This window comes from Rhodococcus sp. Leaf278 (genome assembly GCF_001426085.1).
In the GTDB taxonomy this organism is placed as follows: domain Bacteria; phylum Actinomycetota; class Actinomycetes; order Mycobacteriales; family Mycobacteriaceae; genus Rhodococcoides.
Map to the genome: position 1 here is coordinate 18,230 of NZ_LMRR01000018.1, position 22,636 is coordinate 40,865.

At 65.3% G+C, this 22,636-nt stretch carries 21 protein-coding genes and 1 tRNA gene; 10 read left to right on the forward strand and 12 right to left on the reverse strand.

Annotated elements, in window-relative coordinates:
- Nucleotides 1–238: 238 nt before the first annotated feature.
- Entirely contained in the window at nt 239–970 is a 732-nt protein-coding gene (locus ASG84_RS16410) for a hypothetical protein (RefSeq protein WP_156399559.1), read from the forward strand.
- Here ASG84_RS16410 and ASG84_RS16415 read toward each other — a convergent pair.
- Nucleotides 937–1,725, reverse strand: coding sequence for a TetR/AcrR family transcriptional regulator (locus ASG84_RS16415; RefSeq protein ID WP_057478118.1), 789 nt, complete (start codon nt 1,723–1,725; stop codon nt 937–939). The genes ASG84_RS16410 and ASG84_RS16415 overlap by 34 nt on opposite strands.
- An 83-nt stretch (nt 1,726–1,808) precedes the next feature.
- Here ASG84_RS16415 and ASG84_RS16420 point away from each other — a divergent pair.
- From ASG84_RS16420 to ASG84_RS16435, 4 genes are all read left to right on the forward strand, one after another.
- Nucleotides 1,809–1,890 (forward strand) — tRNA-Leu (locus tag ASG84_RS16420).
- A gap of 63 nt (nt 1,891–1,953) precedes the next feature.
- Nucleotides 1,954–2,613, forward strand: a complete 660-nt coding sequence (locus tag ASG84_RS16425; RefSeq protein WP_057478133.1) for a maleylpyruvate isomerase family mycothiol-dependent enzyme — start codon at nt 1,954–1,956, stop codon at nt 2,611–2,613.
- An 88-nt stretch (nt 2,614–2,701) separates the two neighbouring features.
- The gene (locus ASG84_RS16430; protein ID WP_057478119.1) at nt 2,702–3,103 is read left to right on the forward strand and encodes a hypothetical protein; all 402 of its coding nucleotides are present in this window, start codon (nt 2,702–2,704) and stop codon (nt 3,101–3,103) included.
- A complete protein-coding gene (locus ASG84_RS16435) occupies nt 3,100–3,453 on the forward strand; it encodes a DUF3817 domain-containing protein (protein WP_057478120.1) in 354 nt (117 codons plus the stop codon). Before ASG84_RS16430 ends, ASG84_RS16435 begins: the two co-directional genes overlap by 4 nt.
- Before the next feature lie 2 nt (nt 3,454–3,455).
- Here ASG84_RS16435 and ASG84_RS16440 read toward each other — a convergent pair whose 3' ends face one another.
- The 8 genes from ASG84_RS16440 to clpS all read right to left on the reverse strand — a co-directional run bounded on the left by ASG84_RS16440 (nt 3,456) and on the right by clpS (nt 9,304).
- Nucleotides 3,456–4,265: an esterase/lipase family protein gene (locus ASG84_RS16440; protein ID WP_057478121.1), complete on the reverse strand. Its 810-nt coding sequence runs from the start codon at nt 4,263–4,265 to the stop codon at nt 3,456–3,458.
- Between the two features lie 3 nt (nt 4,266–4,268).
- Nucleotides 4,269–4,883, reverse strand: a complete 615-nt coding sequence (gene rdgB, locus ASG84_RS16445) for an RdgB/HAM1 family non-canonical purine NTP pyrophosphatase (RefSeq protein ID WP_057478122.1) — start codon at nt 4,881–4,883, stop codon at nt 4,269–4,271.
- Nucleotides 4,876–5,661, reverse strand: a complete 786-nt coding sequence (rph, locus tag ASG84_RS16450; RefSeq protein ID WP_057478123.1) for a ribonuclease PH — start codon at nt 5,659–5,661, stop codon at nt 4,876–4,878. The genes rdgB and rph overlap by 8 nt, the downstream gene beginning before the upstream one ends.
- Nucleotides 5,662–5,682: 21 nt before the next feature.
- A complete protein-coding gene (locus ASG84_RS16455; protein ID WP_200936607.1) occupies nt 5,683–6,441 on the reverse strand; it encodes a cyclic nucleotide-degrading phosphodiesterase in 759 nt (252 codons plus the stop codon).
- A gap of 112 nt (nt 6,442–6,553) precedes the next feature.
- Complete coding sequence (locus ASG84_RS16460; protein WP_057478135.1) at nt 6,554–7,183, reverse strand: rhomboid family intramembrane serine protease; 630 nt, start codon at nt 7,181–7,183, stop codon at nt 6,554–6,556.
- Nucleotides 7,184–7,242: 59 nt separating this feature from the next.
- Nucleotides 7,243–8,328 (reverse strand): P1 family peptidase, encoded by a 1,086-nt coding sequence (locus ASG84_RS16465; RefSeq protein ID WP_057478124.1) that lies wholly within the window; start codon nt 8,326–8,328, stop codon nt 7,243–7,245.
- A gap of 9 nt (nt 8,329–8,337) precedes the next feature.
- Nucleotides 8,338–8,907 carry an oxidative stress transcriptional regulator AosR gene (gene aosR, locus ASG84_RS16470; RefSeq protein ID WP_057478125.1) on the reverse strand — a complete coding sequence of 190 codons (570 nt, stop codon included), beginning with the start codon at nt 8,905–8,907 and terminating at the stop codon, nt 8,338–8,340.
- Nucleotides 8,908–8,944: 37 nt separating this feature from the next.
- On the reverse strand, nt 8,945–9,304 hold the full coding sequence (clpS, locus tag ASG84_RS16475; protein ID WP_200936608.1) for an ATP-dependent Clp protease adapter ClpS: 360 nt from the start codon (nt 9,302–9,304) through the stop codon (nt 8,945–8,947).
- A gap of 151 nt (nt 9,305–9,455) precedes the next feature.
- Between clpS and ASG84_RS16480 the strand changes: the two genes are divergently transcribed.
- Nucleotides 9,456–10,712 (forward strand): nicotinate phosphoribosyltransferase, encoded by a 1,257-nt coding sequence (locus ASG84_RS16480; protein WP_235581696.1) that lies wholly within the window; start codon nt 9,456–9,458, stop codon nt 10,710–10,712.
- Between the two features lie 50 nt (nt 10,713–10,762).
- Nucleotides 10,763–12,811: an ATP-dependent DNA helicase gene (locus ASG84_RS16485; protein ID WP_057478127.1), complete on the forward strand. Its 2,049-nt coding sequence runs from the start codon at nt 10,763–10,765 to the stop codon at nt 12,809–12,811.
- An 11-nt stretch (nt 12,812–12,822) separates the two neighbouring features.
- Here the strand turns inward: ASG84_RS16485 and glgP are convergent, their stop codons facing one another.
- Nucleotides 12,823–15,345: an alpha-glucan family phosphorylase gene (glgP, locus tag ASG84_RS16490; RefSeq protein ID WP_057478128.1), complete on the reverse strand. Its 2,523-nt coding sequence runs from the start codon at nt 15,343–15,345 to the stop codon at nt 12,823–12,825.
- Nucleotides 15,346–15,549: 204 nt separating this feature from the next.
- Here glgP and ASG84_RS16495 point away from each other — a divergent pair, with 204 nt between their 5' ends.
- The 3 genes from ASG84_RS16495 to ASG84_RS16505 are packed head-to-tail and all read left to right on the forward strand — an operon-like array spanning nt 15,550 to nt 21,218.
- Nucleotides 15,550–17,556 (forward strand): alpha-1,4-glucan--maltose-1-phosphate maltosyltransferase, encoded by a 2,007-nt coding sequence (locus tag ASG84_RS16495; RefSeq protein WP_057478129.1) that lies wholly within the window; start codon nt 15,550–15,552, stop codon nt 17,554–17,556.
- Between the two features lie 11 nt (nt 17,557–17,567).
- Nucleotides 17,568–19,769 carry a 1,4-alpha-glucan branching protein GlgB gene (gene glgB / locus ASG84_RS16500; RefSeq protein WP_032376027.1) on the forward strand — a complete coding sequence of 734 codons (2,202 nt, stop codon included), beginning with the start codon at nt 17,568–17,570 and terminating at the stop codon, nt 19,767–19,769.
- Complete coding sequence (locus tag ASG84_RS16505) at nt 19,770–21,218, forward strand: hypothetical protein (protein WP_057478130.1); 1,449 nt, start codon at nt 19,770–19,772, stop codon at nt 21,216–21,218. It begins immediately after the preceding gene.
- Nucleotides 21,219–21,223: 5 nt separating this feature from the next.
- On the opposite strand, the gene ASG84_RS16510 is transcribed toward ASG84_RS16505, so the two are convergent.
- Together ASG84_RS16510 and ASG84_RS16515 are read right to left on the reverse strand one after the other, a co-directional pair.
- Nucleotides 21,224–22,111, reverse strand: a complete 888-nt coding sequence (locus ASG84_RS16510; RefSeq protein ID WP_057478137.1) for a tetratricopeptide repeat protein — start codon at nt 22,109–22,111, stop codon at nt 21,224–21,226.
- A gap of 104 nt (nt 22,112–22,215) precedes the next feature.
- The gene (locus ASG84_RS16515) at nt 22,216–22,587 is read right to left on the reverse strand and encodes a DUF3817 domain-containing protein (RefSeq protein WP_200936609.1); all 372 of its coding nucleotides are present in this window, start codon (nt 22,585–22,587) and stop codon (nt 22,216–22,218) included.
- Nucleotides 22,588–22,636: the final 49 nt, after the last annotated feature.

Consider the following 22,636-nt stretch of genomic DNA (forward strand, 5'->3'; position numbering starts at 1 on the left):
CGCCCCGTCGAGCGGTATTACTTTTTGTTTACCCAACTCGTCGGTAACCCACATTCACGCTGGCGAGAGGATCGCCCGGGCGTACAGAACATGAGGAAACCCTCGCATTTTTCGTTATATTTTCGTGATGTGATCTCGAGCACAGACACGCTCCGGGCAACCCTGTCGGTGGCGTCCTCTAGCTTCGTCACTCGAACCACCACTCTCGAGGGTGGTCGACAGAATTCGGGGGGAATTCATGTACTCATCGGTAACAGACATCTGCACGCCGAGCGAACTCGACGCAGTGTTACTGCACATCGAATCGTTTGCGTCACAATCACGTTCACCGCACTGGACACCCGGATGGCGGGGTGAGAGCGAGGTCGCGCTACTCGATGCGATCTTCTCCGCCCGCGCCCCGTACGGCGGACCGACCACCGGGGTCCGCGCAGTCATCGCGCGCTGGCGATCGCACCGTGGCGATAACCGACTCGACGACTTGACAACACTCGCAGAACTGACTTCGGATCCGGATGAACTCGTCGAAATTCTGTCCAACCGTCAGTTCGTTCCGGGCAACAGTCGAACGAAGGCGGCGGCCGCAGCCGTGGCGGCGCACACGTTGATCTCGGTGGGGTTGAGCTGTTCGACTGACTTCGAGCAGCACACGAAGGAACAGTTCGACGCTTTCCGCGCGATCCCGGGTCTCGGCGAGACCACCTGGGAATGCATGCTTCTGCATCTCGGGGTGCGCACCGACAAGGCGACCGGACATCTGAACTCGTTCGTCGCCGACGCTCTCGAGCCCCTCCACCAGAACCTGGCTGCTGGAATTGCCGAAGAACGCTCCCCGGTGATCCTGACCGCGGCGGCGAACGCACTCGGCACCGAACTCGCCTCACTCGAGCATGCCCTGTGGCGATATCAGCACACATCACGCCGGGCGAAGCAGCGTCAATCCGAAGCGGGGCTGCGATCGGCGGGCTGACCGCGAGACATCAGCGCCTCCACGCCGTCGAGAATGCACTCCAACCCGAACCGGTAGGCGTGCACCGGGTCGCTGGCGGCGTCGTACGACGCCGCCGCGGCCGTTCCGACCCGAGACGACACCGGAAAACGCTCACGGTCCATCACCCGTTCGATGATCGGCGCAGTGGCCGACCACCATTGGGCGTCGGTCATTCCCGACTGTTCTCTCACCCGCGCGACGCCGGCGAGGGCACGCGCGGTACCGGAGACGTGTGTGAGTACGAGGGTGAGGACGGAGTCGATCTCGACATCACTCAGGCCCGTATCGACCAAGGTCCGCAACTCGGCCTCGTACTTGTCGTTGGTGTGCGGACCCAACACCGGCCGCGCGCCCTCCGCGTCGAGCAGCCACGAATGACGTTGATACAGAAGCCAATTGCGCTCGGCTACGAACCGCAGCGCAGGACGCCACCCGCCGGGGACGGAGGACGGCTCGTCGACATGTGAATAGAGACCGGCGAGAGATTCGTCGATCATCAGATCGGCCAGCTCCTCGCGACCGGGAACGTGGGTATAGAGCGACATCGCACCGACACCGAGATGTTCGGCCACGTTGCGCATCGACACGTACTCGAGTCCGTGTCCATCGGCCAGTTCGATCGCGGCACCGACGATCGCGTCCACGCTCAGCCCTGTCCGGCTCGGCTTCGCCCCCACTCGCCACAGCAACTCGAGGATCCGCCCTGGGTCGAACGAGTTTTCCTTCTTCGCCACCCGCCGAGCCTAATCGGACGTCGACCCGGCTCGAAGAACCGCGTCGCACGCACCGGAGCATCGGTTGTAGACTTCACCGGCACGCGCGAGTGGCGGAATTGGCAGACGCGCTGGATTTAGGTTCCAGTGTCTCAGGACGTGGGGGTTCAAGTCCCCCCTCGCGCACAACGGTCGTTCGACCCGGCTTCTCCCCAGACTCCCAGGTTCCGACGCGTGAAGGTGGCTCGTATGTCCAGCGATCTCGACAACGACGCAATCTTCGCCGAGATTTCCGACGAACGACGCTCCATCGCGCGCACTCTCGAGACCTTCACCCCGGAACAATGGGACACCCCGTCGCTGTGCGACGCCTGGACCGTGCGCGACGTCGCCGCCCACCTGGTGGTCCCGTTGATCGTCCCGCTCTGGCAATTCGGCCTCGCGATGGCACGTACCCGGGGCAACTTCGACCGGGCCAATCAACTGATGACCCAGCGTGTGAGGCGCAAGCACGGCGACGAACTACCCGAGCTCCTCACAGCGCACGCGGACAAGAAATTCACCCCGCCGGGACACGGGCCGATGGCTCCCCTGTCCGACGTCATCGTGCACGGACTGGACATGTGTCGGCCGCTGGGCATCGAGCACCACGTTCCCGACCACCGCATGATCACGATGCTCGATTTCCTGGTGCCCGCGACCGGTGCGGCACCGTTCAAAGGACCTGAGCTTCGACTGCAGTGGCGCGCAACCGATCTCGACTGGACCCGCGGCGACGGCCCGATCATCGAAGGGTCGGCGGGCACGATGGCACTGGTTCTGACCGGACGCAGCAGCGCACTCGCCGACGTCACCGGCCCAGGTGCAGACCGACTCGCGGCGGCGCGGGCGAGTCGACGACGATCGTAGAGAGACCAGGGCCGCTCATGGCGCGAATCACCGCGAACGTGCACCACGCGACTACCTCCGGTAGTAGTACCTCCGGTACCGTCGAAGCGTGACCTCCTCCCGCCCGAACCGTCGACCTGCGTTGATCGCACTGGTCGTGGTGGCAGCGGCCGTCTGCCTCGGCCTCGGATGGTGGCAGTGGGAGCGCTTCGAGGCCGTCGGCGGCAACGGCCAGAATCTCGGGTACGCGTTCCAATGGCCGTTGTTCGCAGCGTTCGTGGTCTACGCCTACCGCAAGTTCGTTCGTCTCGAAGACGAAGATCCGGACGAAGCCGCGGCTGCGCGTCCCGACGGTCCCACCGAAGTGCCCCTGGACCTGCTTCCCCAACGTCATGCCCCGGCGGCAGACTCCAGCGACCTCGACGATCCCGAGGCTCGGCAACTACTCGAGTACAACAGCTACCTCGCGGAGCTGAACGAATCCCGCGGGACCGACAGGAGCACCACGTGAGTTCGGCACCGGAAAAGGCGCAGGCGTCTGCGAACAAGACTCAGAAGATCGCGTCCGCGCTGTTGCGTTATCGCGTTCTGGCCTACGCCACCGGCATCTGGTTGCTGGTCCTCGTGACCGAAATGGTCGCGAAGTACGTATTCAAGGTCGAGAACGTGCCGAACTGGATTGCCGTCGTACACGGTTGGGTCTACCTCGTGTACCTGATCCTCACGATCGACCTCGCGATCAAGGTGCGCTGGCCTGCCGGCCGCACCATCGGAACACTGCTCGCCGGCACCGTCCCATTCCTGTCGTTCTACATCGAACACAAGCGCACCAAGCAGGTCAAAGCCGACTTCGCCGTGTGACGTCAGCAGCCGATCGGCTGCGCGTTCTCCGGATCCAGTGCGTTGTGCACCAACTGCTGGGCGAGCGGATCGTAGGAAATTCCCGTGTGCTCGACGACGTTCGCCGGGCACACGTCCTGCAGCACGATGTTCGTGTTTCCCGCGCCGGTCAGTAGCGACGCGGTGTACGGAACGACGATCTGGTCGTAGCGGGTGACGATCGTCGTGTACGCGATTCCCGAGACGGTGTCGCTCCCCTCGTTCAGTCTCTGCAGCACGTCGTCCTGCACCGGCGGGCCCGCAGTCGGATAGTTCGGTGGGGACAATGCGACTATCCGAGCCACCGCGGCATCCCCGCCGAGGAAGCGTGCGTAGTAGCGGGGCACCGTGCCTCCCTTCGAGTGGCCGACGATGGACACCTTTTCGGCTCCTGTCGCCGCGAGGACTGAATCGACGAAGGTCGACAGTTCCGCAGCACTCTCGGGGATGGACCCGAGCGCTCCGAACGCGCGTACCGGCCCGGTGTTGCCGTAGTCGATCGCAAACACGCAGTAGCCGGCATCGGCCAATTTCGGCGACAAAGATGCCCAGTTGTCGTACGAGTTCTCCAGGAAGCCGTGCACCAGCACCACCGGTTCCGGGTGCTGGGCACTGGGGACGCACGAGTAGTCGTTCGCGCCGGCAGGCGTCGCTCCGGGGTGTGCGATCGAATATGCGAGAGCCTCGGCAAACGAGCCTGCCGTAGGCGTGGCCGAGGCCGGGATTCCCGTCAGAAACACCGCGGCGGCAGCGAGCGCGACCGCCGTACGCCCCAGCACTGCGCGCGCCCGCACGACCTACCGCCCCGTCAGTTCTTCGAGTGCGGGAACGAGCTTGCGTAGCGCGCGGCCACGATGCGAGGCTGCGTCCTTCTCGTCCGGGCTCAGTTGCGCGGCACTACGGCCGTCGCCCTCGGGAACGAAGATCGGGTCGTAGCCGAATCCGTTCTCGCCCAACGGCTCTCGTCCAACGACTCCCCGCCATTCTCCGCGGACCACGGTTTCGGCTCCACCCGGCACCACCAACGCGCACGCCGACACGAATGCCGCCCCACGGCGCTCGTCGGGCGTGTCCGTCAACTGTGCCAGCACCAGCGCGGTGTTGGCCTCGTCCTGCCCGTGGGTACCGGACCAGCGAGCCGAGAGCACCCCGGGCATCGCATTCAAGGCATCGATCTCGATTCCGGAATCGTCTGCAACACAAGGCAATCCAGTTGCCGCGGCTCCGTCGCGAGCCTTGGCCAGCGCGTTGTCCTCGAAGGTCGCACCGGTCTCGGGTGCCTCGGGGAACGGCGGCACCTCGTCGAGACCGATCAATTCGATGCCGGCGAGGCCGGCGGCGTCGAGCACCCGCCGCAATTCACGCAGCTTCTTGGCGTTGCGACTCGCGACCAGGAGCTTGGAATCAGGCACCGAACTTCTTCTTCGATCCCGCGGTAGCCGGTTCGGGCAGATCGCCCGGGTACGGCAGCGCCAGTGCTTCCTTCTGAACCTCGAACAACTTCTCGATGCCGACGAATGCGGAGTCGAGCAACTTGTCGAGTGTGGTGCGTGGGAAGGTCGCGCCTTCTCCGGTGCCCTGGATCTCCACCAAGGTGCCGGTGTCGGTGGCGACCACGTTCATGTCGACCTCGGCGCGCGAGTCCTCTTCGTACGGCAGATCGAGACGTACCCGTCCGTCGACGACGCCGACGCTGACCGCGGCGATCATGCACGAGATCGGCTGCGGATCGGCAAGGCGTCCCGCTGCCCGCAGGTAGGTGACGGCGTCGTTGAGCGCCACGAACGCTCCGGTGACGGCAGCAGTTCGAGTGCCGCCGTCCGCCTGGAGTACATCGCAGTCGAGTGCGATGGTGTTCTCACCGATGGCGGCCAGATCGATGCAGGCACGCAGTGAACGTCCCACCAGGCGAGAGATTTCCTGGGTGCGCCCGCCGACCTTGCCCTTGACGGACTCACGGCCGTTGCGGGTATGCGTTGCCGCCGGAAGCATCGCGTATTCGGCGGTGAGCCAACCGAGGCCGGATCCCTTTCGCCAACGCGGCACGCCCTCCTCGACGCTGGCCGTGCACATCACCCTGGTGTTGCCGAATTCGACCAGCACCGAACCTGCTGGATGGCTGGTGAATCCACGGGTGATCTTGATGTTGCGGAGCTCGTCGTCCGCCCTGCCGTCTTCTCGTCTGGACACGACTCGAAGCCTAGCGCGTCCTCAGACGGTGAATACGTCCCCCGGAAGAACGGCGTGCACCGGTCCACTGAACTCCGCTTTGGCCTCGGCGATGACGTCCTCGCGAGACGTCCACGGCGGAATGTGGGTGAGCAGCAATTCCCCGACCCCGGCCTCACGAGCGATTCGGCCTGCCTCGGTTCCGGACAGGTGCACGCCCTCCGGCCGTTCGGGACTGTCGGTCCACGATGCCTCGCACAGGAACACATCGGCTTCGTGTGCCAGATCCCGCACCGCCTGACACATTCCTGTGTCGCCGCTGTACGTGAAGGTGCGGCCTTCCGCGGTGGTGATCCGCATGCCGTACGACTCCGGCGGATGGAACACCTGCCGCGTCAGAATCGACAGCTTGCCGAACTCCACGGTGCGACCGTCCACCCAGCGTCGCAGGTCGATCGTGTCGGACATGTCGTCGATCTGCCCACCGCACTCGGCCGAGGCAACCCCGAGGCGGAACGCGGTGTCCTTGGGGCCGTAGACGATCGCTCGACCGTCCGGCGGATTCGGATGGTAGCGACGCCACACCAGCAGACCCGGCACATCGAGGCAGTGATCGGCGTGCAGATGCGAGAGCAGAACGCTCACATCTCCCGGGTCGGCGTAACGCTGCAACGCCCCGAGAATGCCGGGACCGAAGTCGAGAACGACCGGAGCGGTCTCCTCTTCTTCCAACAAGTAGCCCGACGCGGGTGAATCGGGTCCGGACACACTGCCCGAACATCCCAGGACGGTAATTCGCATGCACGCCATGCTGCCACGCCGAGCGCATCACCAGAAACGTTCGGGCAGTATTCACAGCGCGAGTCGGCGAAATTCACCGGTGACCACAGGTGTGTCTGCAGTTACCTCGCACCTAGGGAGTGAGCCGATCGAGCGATTTCGCGCGCGCCCTCTCGGCTCGCGCATCGGCCGACAACAGTCGAGCCGCAATCACTCCGCCCACCGCACCGAACAGATGGCCCTGCCACGAGATGTTCGGATCACTCGGGAGCACGCCCCACAACGCACTGCCGTACAGCACGAACACCACCACACCGATAGCGAGTTGCCCGAGCTTGCGCGTGAAGAAGCCGCGCACCAACAGGTATGCGATGAACCCGAAGATCAGGATCGACGCGCCGATCGTGTTCGTGTACGAACCAGCGGTGAGCCAGGTACCGAAGCCGCCGACCACCCAGATGATCCCGGTTGCGGCCAGACCGCGCGCCAGCCCGGAGAGCAACACCAGAAACCCGAGTACGAGGATCGGCACAGAGTTCGCAATCAGGTGCTGCCAGTCGTCGTGCAGCACGGGCGCGAACAGAATGCCCCACAACCCCTCGACCGAGCGGGCCTGAATTCCGTTGCGTTCGAGCCTGGACCCACTGGCCACATCGATGAACTCGATGACCCACAGCAGCACGGTGAATGCTCCCACCAGGATGGCGGCCCGCATCCAGACCGGCCGCTCACGCTGGGCTGGACGGTTACTGATCTCGCTCATGATCGCCTCCGGATTCGGTCCCTCCACGGTACCGGTCAGGGACGGGTCGAGACCGGCCCTCAGGTGCGCGACGCAGCGAACGCCGACGGGAAGATCTGGCGGTAGGTGGGAATGCCCGCCACCGAGGTGGCGTCGAGCAACGCACGCACGATGGCCCGCTCGACGACGATCGCCGCCGCCTCGGTGACCGCCGCGAGCACCGGCAGCTCCGCCGAGAACGCGGCGGGGACCGAGGACTCCGTAGTGACGGCTCTGGTGCCGGTGGACAGGGCAAAGATCGTGTCGCCGTCGAGGGGCGAGTGGGCGGGCCGGATGGCCCGAGCAAGACCGTCGTGACCCGCGACGGCAATCCTCTTGCACGACGCCGTGGACAACGCAGCATCGGTGGCGACAACCCCGATCGTGGTGTTCAGGGCAGTGCCCTTGGGTTCGAGCGCCAGCGCGGTCCACACCTCGTTCACGTCGGGCGTGCGCATGCCGAACGCTGCGGGCCCCAGTGTGCCGGTGCCCCATAACGATCCGGTGCGGGGGTCGAACACCGCACCCACCGGATTGGCGACCATCAACGCCGCAACCGTCACCCCGTCGGCCGGACCGCCTTCGATGACTGTGCTCGCGGTGCCCACACCGCCCTTGAGCACTCCGGCGCGAGCACCGACTCCTGCTCCGACCGATCCCGTCGCGAATTCGGCCGCCGCTGCGGCCGAAGCAAGATAGCCGAACTCCGCCGTCGGACGCGCCGTCCACTCACCGACCGGAAGATCGAAGATCACCGCGGCCGGCACGATCGGAACGACGTGATCAGGACTGCCCATCGGAATGCCCTGACCGTGCTCTTCCAGCCATTGCATGACGCCGTCTGCGGCAGCCAACCCGTACGCACTTCCCGCAGTCAGCAGGATCGCGTTGACGTGCTGCACGGAATGGCTCGGATCGAGCAGATCGGTCTCGCGCGTTCCCGGTCCGCCGCCCCGCACGTCTACGGCCGCCGTTGCACCACCGAGGGCACGCACCACGGTGCAGCCGGTGGCCGAACCGGACCCCATCGCGGCGTCGTCGTCGAGTTCGTGGTGGTGGCCGACCAGCAGACCGGCCACGTCGGTCAAGGAGTCCCGCGGTCCGGGGTTGGAGAAGGCTGCGGTCACACGCGCGTCCTAGGGAATGAGGACCTGTACGAGCGAATCCTGCATCCAGGTCAGCCAGTGGTACACATCGAGATGCGGAGCGCGAGGATCACCCTCGTCGAGAACGTCAGGTGTGTCCGCACTGATCCCCAGCGTCGTGCCGAGCGCCAGCCTCACGTCGTTGAGGCCGGTCAACCATGCATCCGCTTGCTCCTGGGTCAGCACGATCTTGCCACCGGCTTCGGGAAGGGTGGACAGAATCATCGATCCGGCCGCCAACTTCTCGTCGATGATCTCGGGCTCGTGGAGACCACGCAGAGCGCCGTTGAGGTCCGTCGGATCCTGCTCGTCGCGGCTGGGATCGGCGCGGTGGAAGTCCGGAAGCAGCCGTGCCAGCGCGGCATCGTCGGGCGGAGTGTTGTGGCCGGTACGCAGACCGGTCAGCGCGGCCAGCTCGTCGGTGGGTGCGGCGGCGGATCGGTCGCGCAGCAGTCCCAGTACCGAGCCGACGAGAGAGCGAAGCACCGCCGCCTCACGCGCGTCGATCTCGGATTTGATCTTGACTCCGGACAGCGAGTTCCGTCTCGTCCACGTGCGCACTGTTGCTGATGTCCTTCTCTGAAGTAGAGGTAGAGAACTACTTGTCCTGCTGCATCGTGGCCCACAGACCGGCCGCATGCAGGCGTCGAACATCGTTTTCCATCGCGTCGCGCTCGCCGCTCGACACGACGGCTTTGCCCTCGGAGTGCACCTGCATCATCAGCTCGGTGGCCTTGGCCTTGCTGTAACCGAACAGCTTCTGGAACACGTAGGTCACGTAGTGCATCAGGTTCACCGGGTCGTCCCACACGATCGTGACCCATGGAGTGTCGTGTGACTCGTCGGCGGCCACGGCCTCGGTCTGCTCCGGGACCGCTTGCGGTGACGCGGCGACAACGTCACCTGCCGAGACGCCGTCCACGGGCAGAAGCGTTCCATCCACCGTCAACCAAGGCATGTCCCATAGGGTACGGCGTGTCGGGCCAGCGTCACACGCTCGCCCCTGCGCTCGTAGTGTGGGCGTGGTGAGCAACGACGCGACCACAGATCACGCGATTTTCACCGACGACGTCAGTACCGCGCTGCTGACCGATCAGTACGAGTACACGATGCTGTCGGCTGCTCTGGCCAGCGGTAACGCAGATCGTGCCTGCAGCTTCGAGGTCTTCGCACGAAGGCTGCCCGCCGGCCGCCGATACGGAGTGGTCGCGGGCACCGGCCGCATCCTCGACGCCGTCGCGCGCTTTCGTTTCGGCCCGGACGAGCTACGCATCGTCGCAGAATTTCTCGACGCCGACACCGTCGAGTGGCTGCGCAACTACCGATTCACCGGCGATATCGACGGCTACCGCGAAGGGGAGCTGTACTTTCCCGGCTCCCCCGTACTGACGGTCCGCGGAACCTTCGCCGAGTGTGTCGTCCTCGAGACCCTGGTGCTGTCCATCCTCAATCACGACAGTGCGATCGCATCGGCGGCGGCACGAATGGTGGCCTCCGCGAAGTCCAGGCCGATCATCGAGATGGGATCGCGCCGAACCCACGAGGAAGCGGCCGTCGCCGCATCGCGGGCGGCGTACCTCGCCGGGTTCACCGCGACGTCCAACCTGGAAGCCGTCCGCCGGCACGGCGTTCCCGGTGCAGGCACGTCGGCTCACGCGTTCACCCTGCTGCACACCACAGCCGACGGCCCCGACGAGAAGGCAGCCTTTGCCGCGCAGGTCCGAGCACTCGGGGTGGGAACGACACTGCTCGTCGACACCTACGACATCACCCAGGGCGTCGCCAACGCCATCGAGGTGGCCGGGCCCGAACTCGGTGGGGTGCGCATCGACTCCGGCGACCTCGGAGTACTTGCGCGACAGGTTCGCGATCAGCTGGACGCTCTGGGTGCGCCGAAGACCAGGGTCGTCGTGTCCGGTGACCTCGACGAGTACGCCATCGCCGCGCTGCGGGCCGAACCGGTCGACTCCTACGGTGTCGGCACGTCGCTGGTCACCGGTTCCGGAGCCCCGACGGCGGGCATGGTCTACAAGCTGGTCACGGTCGACGGCATCCCCGTCGCCAAGCGCAGCAGCCACAAGGAATCGCGTGGGGGAACCAAGGCCGCGGTGCGAACGGCTCGCAGCACCGGCACCGCCGTCGAGGAGGTTGTGCACCCGTTCGACTCTCCTCCGACCTTCGACGACGACATGACGGTGGAGACGTTGACCACGCCGTTGGTCCGCGGCGGCGAGCGCGTCCCCGGCTTGCCGACGTTGTCCGACGGCCGTGAACTATTGGCCGGGCGCCTGGTCAGCCTCCCGTGGGAGGGCCTGAAGTTGTCTCAGGGCGAACCGGCGATACCCACCCGCTTCGTCGAAGGCTAGGGGCGGTGTCGATGCCGAACCCGGTGGGCAATCGGCAGTAGTCTTCTTCGGTGCCGTCGAAGACCGAGTTGCCCACCGTTCCCGCTCTACTGCAGGTCGCGGTGCACTCACTGGGCGGCAAGGAACGGAGCAACCAGCTCACGATGGCCTCGGCGGTGGCGCACTCGATCGACACCGGTGAGCATCTCGCGGTGCAGGCCGGCACCGGGACCGGAAAGTCCCTCGCCTATCTGGTCCCGAGCATCAGGCACGCGGTCGAATCCGGAAAGACCGTCATCGTCTCCACCGCCACCATCGCGCTGCAGCGGCAGCTGGTCGACCGCGACCTACCTCGTCTGTCCGACGCGCTGACCGAGGCTCTGGGGCGACGACCGAAGTTCGCGATCCTCAAGGGTCGCAACAACTACCTGTGCATGAACAAGATCCATACCGGTGCCGCGCAGGAAGCACCGGATGCGGAGTTGTTCGACCCGTTCGCGGTCTCGCGTATGGGCCGCGAGGTGGTGCGGCTGACCAAGTGGTCGTCCGAGACCGAGACGGGTGACCGCGACGACGTGGTGCCCGGAGTCAGTGATCAGGCCTGGCGTCAGGTCAGCGTCACGGCGCGCGAATGCCTGGGCAAGTCCCGTTGCCCTGTCGGCGAGGACTGCTTCGCCGAGCGCGCCCGCACCGAGGCCGCCCAGGTCGACGTCGTCGTGACCAACCACGCCCTGCTCGCGATCGACGCGATCACGGGCATCCAGATCCTGCCCGAGCACGACGTCGTGGTCGTCGACGAGGCTCACGAACTGGTCGATCGAGTGACGGGCGTTGCGACAGAGGAGCTGTCGGCGGCAACCGTCACCGCTGCCGCTCGGCGGAGTGCGAAGTTGATCGAAGAAGACACGGTGGACCAACTCGAAGGTGCAGCCGAGAACTGGGCCGCGATTCTCGACGAGCTACCCCCGAGCCGCTGGCAATCGCTGCCCGACGGCGTGGGTCCTGCCCTCGCCTCCATTCGCGACGCCGCCTGGGCGGTACGCACCGCGATCGGCCCCAACAAGCAGGGGATGGCGGCGAGTGATCCCGAGGCTGCTGCGGCTCGCAGCGCCGCTCTCGTTGCGGTCGACGAGGTGCACGACAGCGCCGTGCGTGTTCTCACGGCCTTCGACGAACCCGATCCGGCCAAGCGCCGGGACGTCGTCTGGCACGCCGTCGACGATTTCCGCGGCAACGTCAAGCGCACGGTTCGCATCGCCCCGCTCTCGGTCGGTGGGCTACTGCGGGCGCGACTCTTCGCCGAATCCACCGTGGTGCTGACGTCGGCGACCTTGACCGTCGGCGGGTCTTTCGACGGGTTGGCCGTCAACTGGGGCCTGCCTGCCGAAACGCCGTCCCGCAGCGACACCGCGATGGCCTCGGGAGTGGAACCGCCGTCCGATACCGGGTCGATCCGCTGGAATTCGCTCGACGTCGGGTCGCCGTTCGACCACGCCCGCGCCGGCATCATGTACATCGCCAAGCACCTCTCACCGCCCGGACGCGACGGCCTCTCCAAGTCGTATCTCGACGAAATCGAGTCTCTGGTCAGCGCCGCCGGGGGCCGAACGCTCGGACTCTTCTCGTCGATGCGTGCCGCCAAGGCCGCCGCGGAGGAGATGCGCGAGCGTCTCGACACGCCGATTCTGTGTCAGGGCGACGATTCCACCGGGGCACTGGTGCAGAAGTTCGCCGACGACGAGGCCACCTCCCTGTTCGGGACGTTGTCGCTGTGGCAGGGAGTCGACGTGCCGGGCCCCTCGCTCAGTCTGGTCATTCTGGATCGGATTCCGTTTCCCCGACCCGACGATCCGCTGCTCGTAGCGCGCCAACAGGCCGTCGAATCCCGCGGGGGCAACGGGTTTCTCGCCGTCGCCGCCAACCATGCCGCCCTGCTGCTCGCGCAGGGCGTGGGCCGTCTGCTCCGCAGCGTGGACGACAAAGGCGTTGTCGCCGTTCTCGATTCACGTCTGGCCACTGCTCGCTACGGCGGTTACCTCCGGGCCTCCTTGCCTCCGTTCTGGGAGACCTCGGACCCGGAGGTGGTGCGCAAGGCGCTCACCCGTCTGGCAGGAAAGTAGCGTCGATCCTGCTAGGGAGTCGACACCAATCCGAGCTCGGCATCCGACGCCAGCCCATCGTGGTGCGGCAGCACCCGCACGGTGTACCCCACTGCGCCGCTGTGCGGCAGCGTGGTCTCGCCGGCATAAATGTGCTCGCCACCCTCCGTACCCACGTGTGTCATGGGCGTCGCCGCGATGTCGGTGAGGTTCTCCTCGTCATCGGCGCGACCGACCACCGCCTGCACCACGACGTCCGCCGAATCCAAGCCGCCGAGGTCGACGTTCGCGCGCAGCGACAGTTCCGCACCGATCACCGGAGTGTCCGGCAAACCTTCACTGTCGACTCTGCCGACTTTCACGCCGCCCCAAGCCTTTTCGACGCGACGGCGGTACGACGCGACGTCCGTGGCACCGCGGTGGCCGTCGGCCGACACCGCGCGAGCGGACTCGGCAGCCGGCGCGTAGTAGCCGAGCGTGTAGTCCTGAACCATCCTCGACGCCAGCACTTTCGGGCCCAGCTGCTCGAGGGTGTGCCGCACCATTTCGATCCATCGACCGGGCACGCCGTCCTCGCCGCGGTCGTAGAACTTGGGTAGTACAGCCTGTTCCAGCAACTCGTACAGAGCAGCTGCTTCGAGATCGTCCCGTCGATTGTCGTCGGTGACACCGTCGGCCGTGGGGATGGCCCAGCCGTTCTCGCCGTCGTACATCTCGTCCCACCAGCCATCGCGGATCGAGAGGTTGAGGCCGCCGTTGAGTGCGGATTTCATGCCCGAGGTGCCGCACGCTTCGAGCGGTCGCAGCGGATTGTTCAGCCACACATCGCATCCCCAGTACAGGAAGCGCGCCATGGACATGTCGTAGTCGGGCAGGAACACGATGCGGTGCCGCACGTCGGCTTCATCCGCGAACTTCACGATCTGCTGAATGAGCGCCTTTCCACCGTCGTCGGCGGGATGCGACTTGCCTGCGACCACCAGTTGGACCGGTCGTTCCGGATCCAACAACATTGCCCGCAGTCGTTCGGGTTCGCGCAGCATCAGCGTCAGCCGCTTGTACGTCGGTACCCGTCGAGCGAAACCGACGGTCAGCACGTTCGGATCGAAAACATTTGCGGTCCAACTGATCTCGGCTTGCGTGGAACCGCGTTCGAGGGCCGACCGCCGCACGCGGCGGCGTACTTCGTCCACCAACTGCGCACGCAGAGCGTTACGAGTGGACCACACGCGCTCCGAGGACAGCTCCCCCTCCTGTGCCCATTCCCGAGCGGACCACGTCGGAGCATGCACGCCGTTCGTGACCGAACCGATCGGCACCTCGGACGCATCGAATCCAGGCCACAGACCGTTGAACATCTCGCGACTGACGATGCCGTGCAGTTTCGACACCCCGTTGGCGCGTTGACCGAGTCGCAGTCCCATGTGCGCCATGTTGAACACCGAGGCATCGGTCTCGCCGCCGAGGGCGAGAATTCGGTCCATCGGCAGTCCTGGCAGCAATGCAGAATCCGGGCCGCCATCCTCGCTGCCGAAATAGTGCCGAACGAGATCGGCGGGGAATCGGTCGATTCCTGCCGGCACCGGGGTGTGGGTGGTGAAGACGGTCCCCGCCCGCACGGCGGCCAGCGCCGAGTCGAAGTCGAGTGCACCCGTGGTGACGAGCTCCCGGATGCGTTCGACGCCGAGGAAGCCCGCGTGGCCCTCGTTCATGTGGAACACCTCGGGATCGGGCAGTCCATGTGCGCGGGTGTATGCCCGGATCGCTCGTACTCCGCCGATGCCGGCGAGGATCTCCTGCTTGATGCGGTGGTCCTGATCGCCGCCGTACAACCGGTCGGTCACTCCGCGCAGCTCCGGATCGTTGTCGGCGATGTCGGAGTCGAGCAACAGCAGAGGGACGCGTCCGACCTGAGCGATCCACACCCGTGCTCGCAGAACGCGTGATCCGGGCATCGACACGTGGATCAGCACCGGAGAATCGCCGTCGTCGGTGAGCAACCGCAGCGGCAGACCATGGGGATCGAGGGACGGATAGCGCTCGGCCTGCCAGCCGTCGGCCGTCAGCGACTGCCGGAAGTAGCCCGAGCGATAGAGCAGACCGACGCCGATCAACGGCAGACCCAGGTCGGAGGCCTCTTTGAGGTGGTCACCGGCCAGGATCCCGAGCCCTCCGGAATAGTTCGGCAGCACTTCGGTGACGCCGAACTCCATTGAGAAATAACCGATGCCCGACGGCAGAGCCCGCCCCTTCGACAGCTCGTTCTGATACCAGAGCGGCCGGGCGAGGTAGTCGTGCAAGTCCGCCTCGACCGCGTCCAGTTCGGTCAGAAACCGCTCGTCGGCGGCCAGCTCCTCCAGTCGGGCCGGTGCCACCGCTCCGAGCACGGCGATGGGATCACGTTCGAGTTCGGTCCACAGCAGTGGGTCCACGTTCTCGAACAGATCCTGCGTCGCCGTGTGCCACGACCACCTGAGGTTTGTCGAGAGCTCGGCGAGGGCATTCAGACGGGCGGGAAGGTGGGCTCGGACGGTGAATCGACGCAAGGCTTTCACAGGACCGAACCCTACCCACGGACACCTGTGTCGATGGGCGGCTCGGCGAAATCCGAGCTGCCACGCTCTTCGTGGGCAGTATGCGTCGGCGCACGCGCCATCTGCGCTGCTGCATTACGGTTGACGAGTAGAAGCACACCAATATCGGTTCGATCAGAGGTTGCGCCCGCGCAGCCATACCTCTAGCGAAGAATGGAGTGTGAAGTGACAGGTCGACTTGGTATCGACAATGTCCTTCCAGATACGACGACCGGAAAGTACCCCGCGAAAGCCGTGGTGGGCGAGACCTTTCCAGTCTCCGCCGACGTGTGGCGCGAGGGTCACGACGCGGTTGCCGCGACGTTGTCGGTGCGCGGACCGGGAGGCAAGCTCGAACGCATCCCGATGACGCCGGGTCGCGAACCCGACACGTTCGACGCGGTGTTCGTCCCTTCTCGGCCGGGTTACTGGATTTGCCGCATCGAGGCGTGGAGCGATCCGATCAGCACCTGGCGGCATGCCGTGGAAGCCAAGCTCGGAGTGGGTCAGAGCGCGCACGAACTTGCGAACGATCTGGAGATCGGAGCACGGCTGTTCCTGCGCGCCGCCACCGGGGTTCCTGCCGAGAACAGGCAGATGCTGGCCGACGTCGCCGCCGCGCTGCGCGATACCGACCGCCCGTTGCCGGCCCGAGTGTCGTCGGCGTTCGCGCCATCGGTCGCCGAACTGCTGTTCGCGCACCCGTTGCGCGAGCTGGTGACCCGCTCACGCGCGGTCAACATCTGGGTCGATCGGAATCTGGCTCTGAACGGCGCATGGTACGAGTTCTTCCCTCGATCGACCGGCGGGTGGAACGAGGACGGATCGCCGAAGCACGGCACATTCGCCACGTCCATCGAGCAGCTCCCTCGAGTCGCGCGGATGGGATTCGACATCGTCTATCTGCCGCCGATACACCCGATCGGCACGATCAACCGCAAGGGTCCGAACAACACGTTGACTCCGGGCCCCGAGGACGTCGGGTCACCGTGGGCGATCGGATCCAAGGACGGCGGGCACGACGCCATCCATCCCGAGTTGGGAACAGAGGACGATTTCCGTGCCTTCGTCGCTGCCGCACAGGAGCACGGCCTCGAAGTAGCGCTCGACCTCGCCCTGCAGGCCGCTCCCGATCACCCTTGGGCAGCAACGCATTCCGAGTGGTTCACCGTGTTGCCCGACGGCACGATCGCATACGCCGAGAACCCTCCCAAGAAGTACCAGGACATCTACCCGGTCAACTTCGACAACGACCGGCGCGGCATCTACGAAGAAGTACTACGCGTGGTCCGGTACTGGATCTCGCTGGGGGTCAAGGTCTTCCGAGTGGACAACCCGCACACCAAGCCACCGGACTTCTGGGAATGGCTCATCGCCGAGGTCAAGAAGACCGACCCGGACGTGCTCTTCCTCGCGGAGGCGTTCACCAGACCGGTCCGCATGTACGGATTGGCCCAGCGCGGTTTCACCCAGTCGTACACGTACTTCACCTGGCGTACCGCGAAGTGGGAGCTGACAGAGTTCGCCGAGGAACATGCCCGCCGCGCCGACGACGCGCGGCCGAACCTGTTCGTCAACACCCCGGACATCCTGCACGAGAGCCTGCAGCACGGTGGGCCCGGAATGTTCGCTCTGCGGGCAGCTCTCGCGGCGACGATGGCTCCCACGTGGGGCGTCTACTCCGGCTACGAGCTGTTCGAGCATCAGGCCGTGCGTGAAGGCAGCGAGGAGTACCTGGACTCGGAGAAGTACCAGTTGCGTCCGCGCGATTTCGAGGGGGCGCTCGCCCGAGGCGAGTCGCTCGAGCCCTGGATCACCACACTGAACGCGATTCGCCGTGCGCATCCGGCGCTGCAGCAGCTTCGCAACATCCATTTCCACAACATCGACAACGAAGCGCTGATCGGGTACTCGAAGTTCGACCCGCAGACCGGTGACTCGATTCTGGTGGTGATCAACCTCAACCCCTTCGGAGCCGAGGAAGGCACCATCCACCTGGACATGCCTGCCCTGGGCCACGATTGGCAGGACACCCTCACCATCAAGGACGAAGTGAGTGGCGTTCACTACGACTGGGGCCACACCAATTTCGTCCGACTCGAGCCTTGGACGTCGGTGGCGCACATCTTCACGCTCCCCCACATTCCCTACCCGGCACGAATCGAACTGGCCTACCGCGGCAACCGAAAGTGAGTGGATTCAACGTGACCAAGAATCCGACGACGCCCGAAGACACCGTCGCAGCCCCGTCCGACAACGATCTCGAACTCATCGCAGCGGGTCGGCACTACAACCCGCATTCCGTTCTCGGTGCCCATCCGGTTCCCGGCGGAACGGCCATCCGAGCCCTCAAGCCCGACGCCGAGAAGGTCGTCGCGCGGGTCGGCGGTGTCGACCACGAGCTGACTCACGTCGCGCACGGGGTCTTCTCGGCGCTGCTGCCGTTCGAGGACCTGATCGACTATCGGCTCGTCGTGACGTGGCCCGGTGGGCACGTCTCCGAATCGGCCGACGGCTACCGGTTCCTCCCCACCCTCGGTGAGCTCGATCTGCACCTGTTCGGTGAGGGTCGGCACGAGCGGCTGTGGGACATCCTCGGCGCACATCAGCAGTCGTACGCGACACCGGACGGTCCAGTGGTCGGGACCTCGTTCGCAGTGTGGGCCCCGGCAGCGCAGGGTGTGACACTCGTCGGTGATTTCGACGGCTGGACCGGCCGCAGCTGGCCCATGCGGGTATTGGGCTCGACCGGTGTGTGGGAGCTGTTCGTGCCCGACATCGCGCCGGGTGCGCTGTACAAGTTCCGTGTGAACGGTGCCGACGGTTCGGTCAAGGACAAGGCCGACCCGATGGCCTTCGCCACCGAGGTTCCGCCGTCGACCGCATCGGTCGTCACCGCGTCGTCGTACACGTGGAACGACGAGAAGTGGCTCGACACCAGGGCCGGCATCGAGCCGACACAGGCACCGATGAGTGTCTACGAGATCCACCTGGCGTCGTGGCGACCGGGCCTCGGATACCGCGAACTGGCCGAGCAACTGGCCGAGTACATCACCGAAACAGGCTTCACCCACGTCGAGCTTCTCCCAGTCGCCGAGCACCCCTTCGGCGGGTCGTGGGGCTACCAGGTGACGTCCTACTACGCACCCACATCACGGTTCGGCAGCCCCGACGACTTCCGCTACTTCGTCGACCACCTGCACAGCGCGGGAATCGGCGTCATCGTCGACTGGGTGCCTGCCCACTTCCCCAAAGACGAATGGGCCCTGGCCCGCTTCGACGGCGGCCCGCTCTACGAACACGGCGACCCTCAGCGTGGAGAGCAACTCGACTGGGGCACACTGGTTTTCGATTTCGGTCGCCGAGAGGTACGCAACTTCCTGGTCGCGAACGCGCTGTACTGGATCGACGAGTTCCACATCGACGGCCTCCGCGTCGACGCCGTTGCATCGATGTTGTACCTGGATTACTCACGCCCCGAGGGCGGTTGGTCTCCGAACATCTACGGCGGCCGGGAGAACCTCGAGGCCGTCACGTTCCTGCAGGAGATGAACGCGACGGTGCACAAGAAGCACCGCGGCGTCGTCACCGTGGCCGAGGAATCGACGGCGTGGCCCGGTGTCACCCGCCCGACGAACGTCGGCGGACTGGGCTTCAACATGAAGTGGAACATGGGCTGGATGCACGACACCCTGGGCTTCTTGGGGCGTGATCCGATCCATCGCAGCTACCACCATCACGAGATCACCTTCTCTCTCGTCTATGCGTGGAGTGAGAACTACCTGCTCCCGATCAGCCACGACGAGGTGGTGCACGGCAAGGGAACACTGTGGACTCGGATGCCTGGTGACGACTACACCAAGGCAGCAGGGCTGCGCGGAATGCTCGCCTACATGTGGGCGCACCCGGGCAAGCAACTGCTGTTCATGGGCCAGGAGTTCGGCCAGACCCGTGAGTGGTCCGAGGAACGCGGCCTCGATTGGTACCAGATCGACGAGGAGCCGCTGCACAATGGCGTCAAATCCCTTGTCTCCGATCTGAACTCGACGTACAAGTCGCATCCGGCACTGTGGACGCTCGACACCTCGCCGAGCGGGTACTCGTGGATCGACGCGAACGACACCGAGAACAACGTGCTGAGCTTTCTGCGGTACGGGTCCGACGGTTCGGTCATCGCGTGTATTTTCAACTTCTCCGGTTCGGAGCACGGCAGCTATCGTGTGGGACTACCGGAACCCGGCCGTTGGATCGAGATCCTGAACACCGATGCAACGGAATACGGCGGCTCCGGAATGGGCAACCTGGGTGAAGTGACAGCAACATCGCACTCGTGGCACGGTCGACCGGCGTCAGGCCAGGTTGCACTTCCCGCCAACGGGGCGATCTGGATAAAACTGGAGCGATAGATGAGTGGCGGCCGCACACCCCGACTACTGGCCGCGGCCGCCACTGCAGGGCTCTTCCTCCTCGCCTCGTGCGCGCAGTCCGTCGGCGGCAACGCCGTATCCATCTACGAGAACCCGTTCACCGTCGCCGGACTGCCGGTCACGAGTGGACCGAGCGGGCCGCGTCCGGGCGTCCCAGATTCCACGATCGAGGTCGAGAACGCCGAGGGCACCGACTCCGACATCCTCGCCACCAACGCGATCGACGACATTCAGCAGTTCTGGGCCGAGCAGTATCCAGCCCTCTTCAAGGGTTCGTTCACGCCGATCTCGAAAGTCGTCTCGTGGGACGCCTCGGAAGACGAGGGATCCGGCGTCAGGTTCTGCGGAGACCGAACCGGCGGAATTCCCAACGCCGCCTACTGCACGCGCGACGACTCGATCGGGTGGGATCGCACCATTCTGCTTCCTGCTCTGGTCGACGCATTCGGACCGATGTCGGTGGTGATGGTGATCGCTCACGAATACGGTCACGCCATTCAGAATCAATCGGGACTCGTCGGTGACGACACGCCGACCATCGTCGCCGAGCAACAGGCCGACTGTTTCGCCGGCGCGTTCATTCGCCATGTCGCAGAGGGCGATTCGCCGCACTTCACCATCAACACCTCCGACGGTCTCAACGGCGTTCTCGCCGCGACCGTCGCGGTGCGCGATGTGGACCCCAACGATCCGGAGTCGGTGCACGGCTCCGCCTTCGAGCGGGTGACGGCTGTACAGATCGGCTTCACCGATGGTGCGGCCGCCTGCACGAGCATCGACGAGGCCGAAATCGATTCGCGTCGAGCATCGTTGCCGCAGAAGTTCAGCGACCCCGACGACTCCGGCGAGCTCCCGGTCACCGAGGACTCTCTCGGGTTGTTCACTCAATCCTTCGAGAAAGTACTGCCGGTAGCCGATCCGCCAGAAGTCGACTACTCCGGTTCGGACGTCGGATGCTCCGATGCCGAAACCACCGCGCCGGTGTCGTACTGCCCGTCGTCGAACACCATCGGGGTCGACGTCGAGGACCTGGCCGAAGTGGGCCAGCCCGAGACCCCGCAGCGGGGAGACATCCTGCCGCTCAACGTCTCCGGTGATTACAGCGCCTACGTGCTGTTCGCGTCGCGGTACACGCTCGCGGTGCAGAAGGAAGCAGGTCAGACTCTCGACGACCCGCAGACCGCTCTGCGTTCGGCGTGCCTCTCGGGCGTCATCACCTCGGCGATGAGCGCCGAAAGCGGTGACACCGGTCTCGACATCGTGCTCTCCCCCGGCGATCTCGACGAAGCCGTGTCCGGTCTACTGAGCGACGGCTTGGCGGCCAGCGACGTCAACGGAACGACGCTGCCGTCCGGATTCTCCCGAGTCGACGCCTTCCGCTCGGGAGTTCTCGGCGGCAAGCAGCTGTGCGACTCGCGCTACAGCTGAGGAATTCAGTACAGAGCGGACGCGAGCTTGCGCCGGGCGGACACCACCAGTGGGTCGGCCGCGTCGAACAGCTCGAACAATTCGAGCAACCGGGTGCGCAGTGCAGTCCGGTCGTCGCCCGCACTGATCTTGATGCCGTCGATCAACCGAGCAAATGCTTCCTCCGGCTGCTGAGCAGCCATTTCCGCGTCTGCAGCCTCGATACGGGCCTGGACGTTGGCTGGGTCTGCATCAGCGGTCTCGATGGCGTCCGGTGCTACGTTTTGCACCCGAGCCAGGAACTTGACCTGACGCAGCGCCGCGACGGCATCGGTGTTCTTCGGTTCGGCCTCGATGATCGCCTGGTACGCAGCCGCCGCCTTGTCGAAGTCGCCCTCGTCGATGGCTTCCTCGGCGGCGACGATTCTGGGGTCTTCGATCTCGGGTTCCGGTTCCGCAGCAGCTGCCCCGGGAGGCCCGGTGAGCTTTCCCGCAGTCGCCTGCTCGACGGCCTGAAGCCACTGACGCAGCTGCTCGTCCGACTGCGTTCCCTGAAAGTCGGCCAGCGGCTGACCGGCTGCAACGGCGACCACGGTGGGAATGGCCTGCACACCGAACGCCTGCGCGATCTGCGGATTGGAATCGACGTCGACGCGGGCCAGCACCCACGCGCCGCCGGCCTCGACGGCCAATTGACCGAGCTGTCGTGTCAACGCCTGCGATTGGGGGGATCGGGCCGAACCGAGATCGACGATAACCGGGACCTGAGTCGACCGTTGCAGCACCTCGGCCTCGAACGACGCCGCGGTCACATCCACGATAGGTGCCAGTCCCCCGGCGTCACCGACGGGCTCGGCCGCGGGAGCAGGTGCCGGACGGTCCTTGAGAACGGACAGGTCGACAGCACCGGCAATCGAGGCGGGGACGGTAGCTGACGGGCGGACGGGAGGACGGGAACCGGGTCGAGTCACGTCCTACAGTTTGTCACTAACGCGAAGTGTCATCCACTTGCGGGCAGTCAGGACAGCACCTTCGCGTCGGGTACCGGCCGGCCCGTGCTGAGCTCGGCCAGGCGTCCGGTGCGCGCGGCCCAGATCTCGAAGATCACCGTGCCGAACGGCGGGAACGCTGCGACGAGCGCCAGCAACGTTGCCTTGACGTCCCACTTCAACTTCACTGCCGTCAACACCGCGATGACCAGGTACACGACGAACACGCCGCCGTGAATAGGCCCGAAGATCTTCACGCCGATTTCGTTGCCATCGGCGGGAATGTACTTGAAGGCCATTCCGATCAGCAGTCCCAGCCAGGTGAACGCTTCGAGCACAGCAATGAAACGGAAACGTGTGGCCGTGCTGCTCAGGTTGAAGAAGTTGGTCATGCCAGCCATTGTGCCCGGTTTGCTACGACAGAACGTAGTGGCTCTGGTCTCATTCCCG

Excerpts from the sequence above, each read along its gene's own strand:
- ASG84_RS16460 (WP_057478135.1), bottom strand. The coding sequence starts at position 7,183 with ATGAGCGAGATCAGTAACCGTCCAGCCCAGCGTGAGCGGCCGGTCTGG.
- ASG84_RS16425 (WP_057478133.1), top strand. The coding sequence starts at position 1,954 with ATGTCCAGCGATCTCGACAACGACGCAATCTTCGCCGAGATTTCCGAC.
- ASG84_RS16505 (WP_057478130.1), top strand. The coding sequence starts at position 19,770 with ATGAGTGGCGGCCGCACACCCCGACTACTGGCCGCGGCCGCCACTGCA.
- ASG84_RS16515 (WP_200936609.1), bottom strand. The coding sequence starts at position 22,587 with ATGGCTGGCATGACCAACTTCTTCAACCTGAGCAGCACGGCCACACGT.
- ASG84_RS16480 (WP_235581696.1), top strand. The coding sequence starts at position 9,456 with ATGCTGTCGGCTGCTCTGGCCAGCGGTAACGCAGATCGTGCCTGCAGC.
- ASG84_RS16455 (WP_200936607.1), bottom strand. The coding sequence starts at position 6,441 with ATGCGAATTACCGTCCTGGGATGTTCGGGCAGTGTGTCCGGACCCGAT.
- ASG84_RS16410 (WP_156399559.1), top strand. The coding sequence starts at position 239 with ATGTACTCATCGGTAACAGACATCTGCACGCCGAGCGAACTCGACGCA.
- clpS (WP_200936608.1), bottom strand. The coding sequence starts at position 9,304 with ATGCCTTGGTTGACGGTGGATGGAACGCTTCTGCCCGTGGACGGCGTC.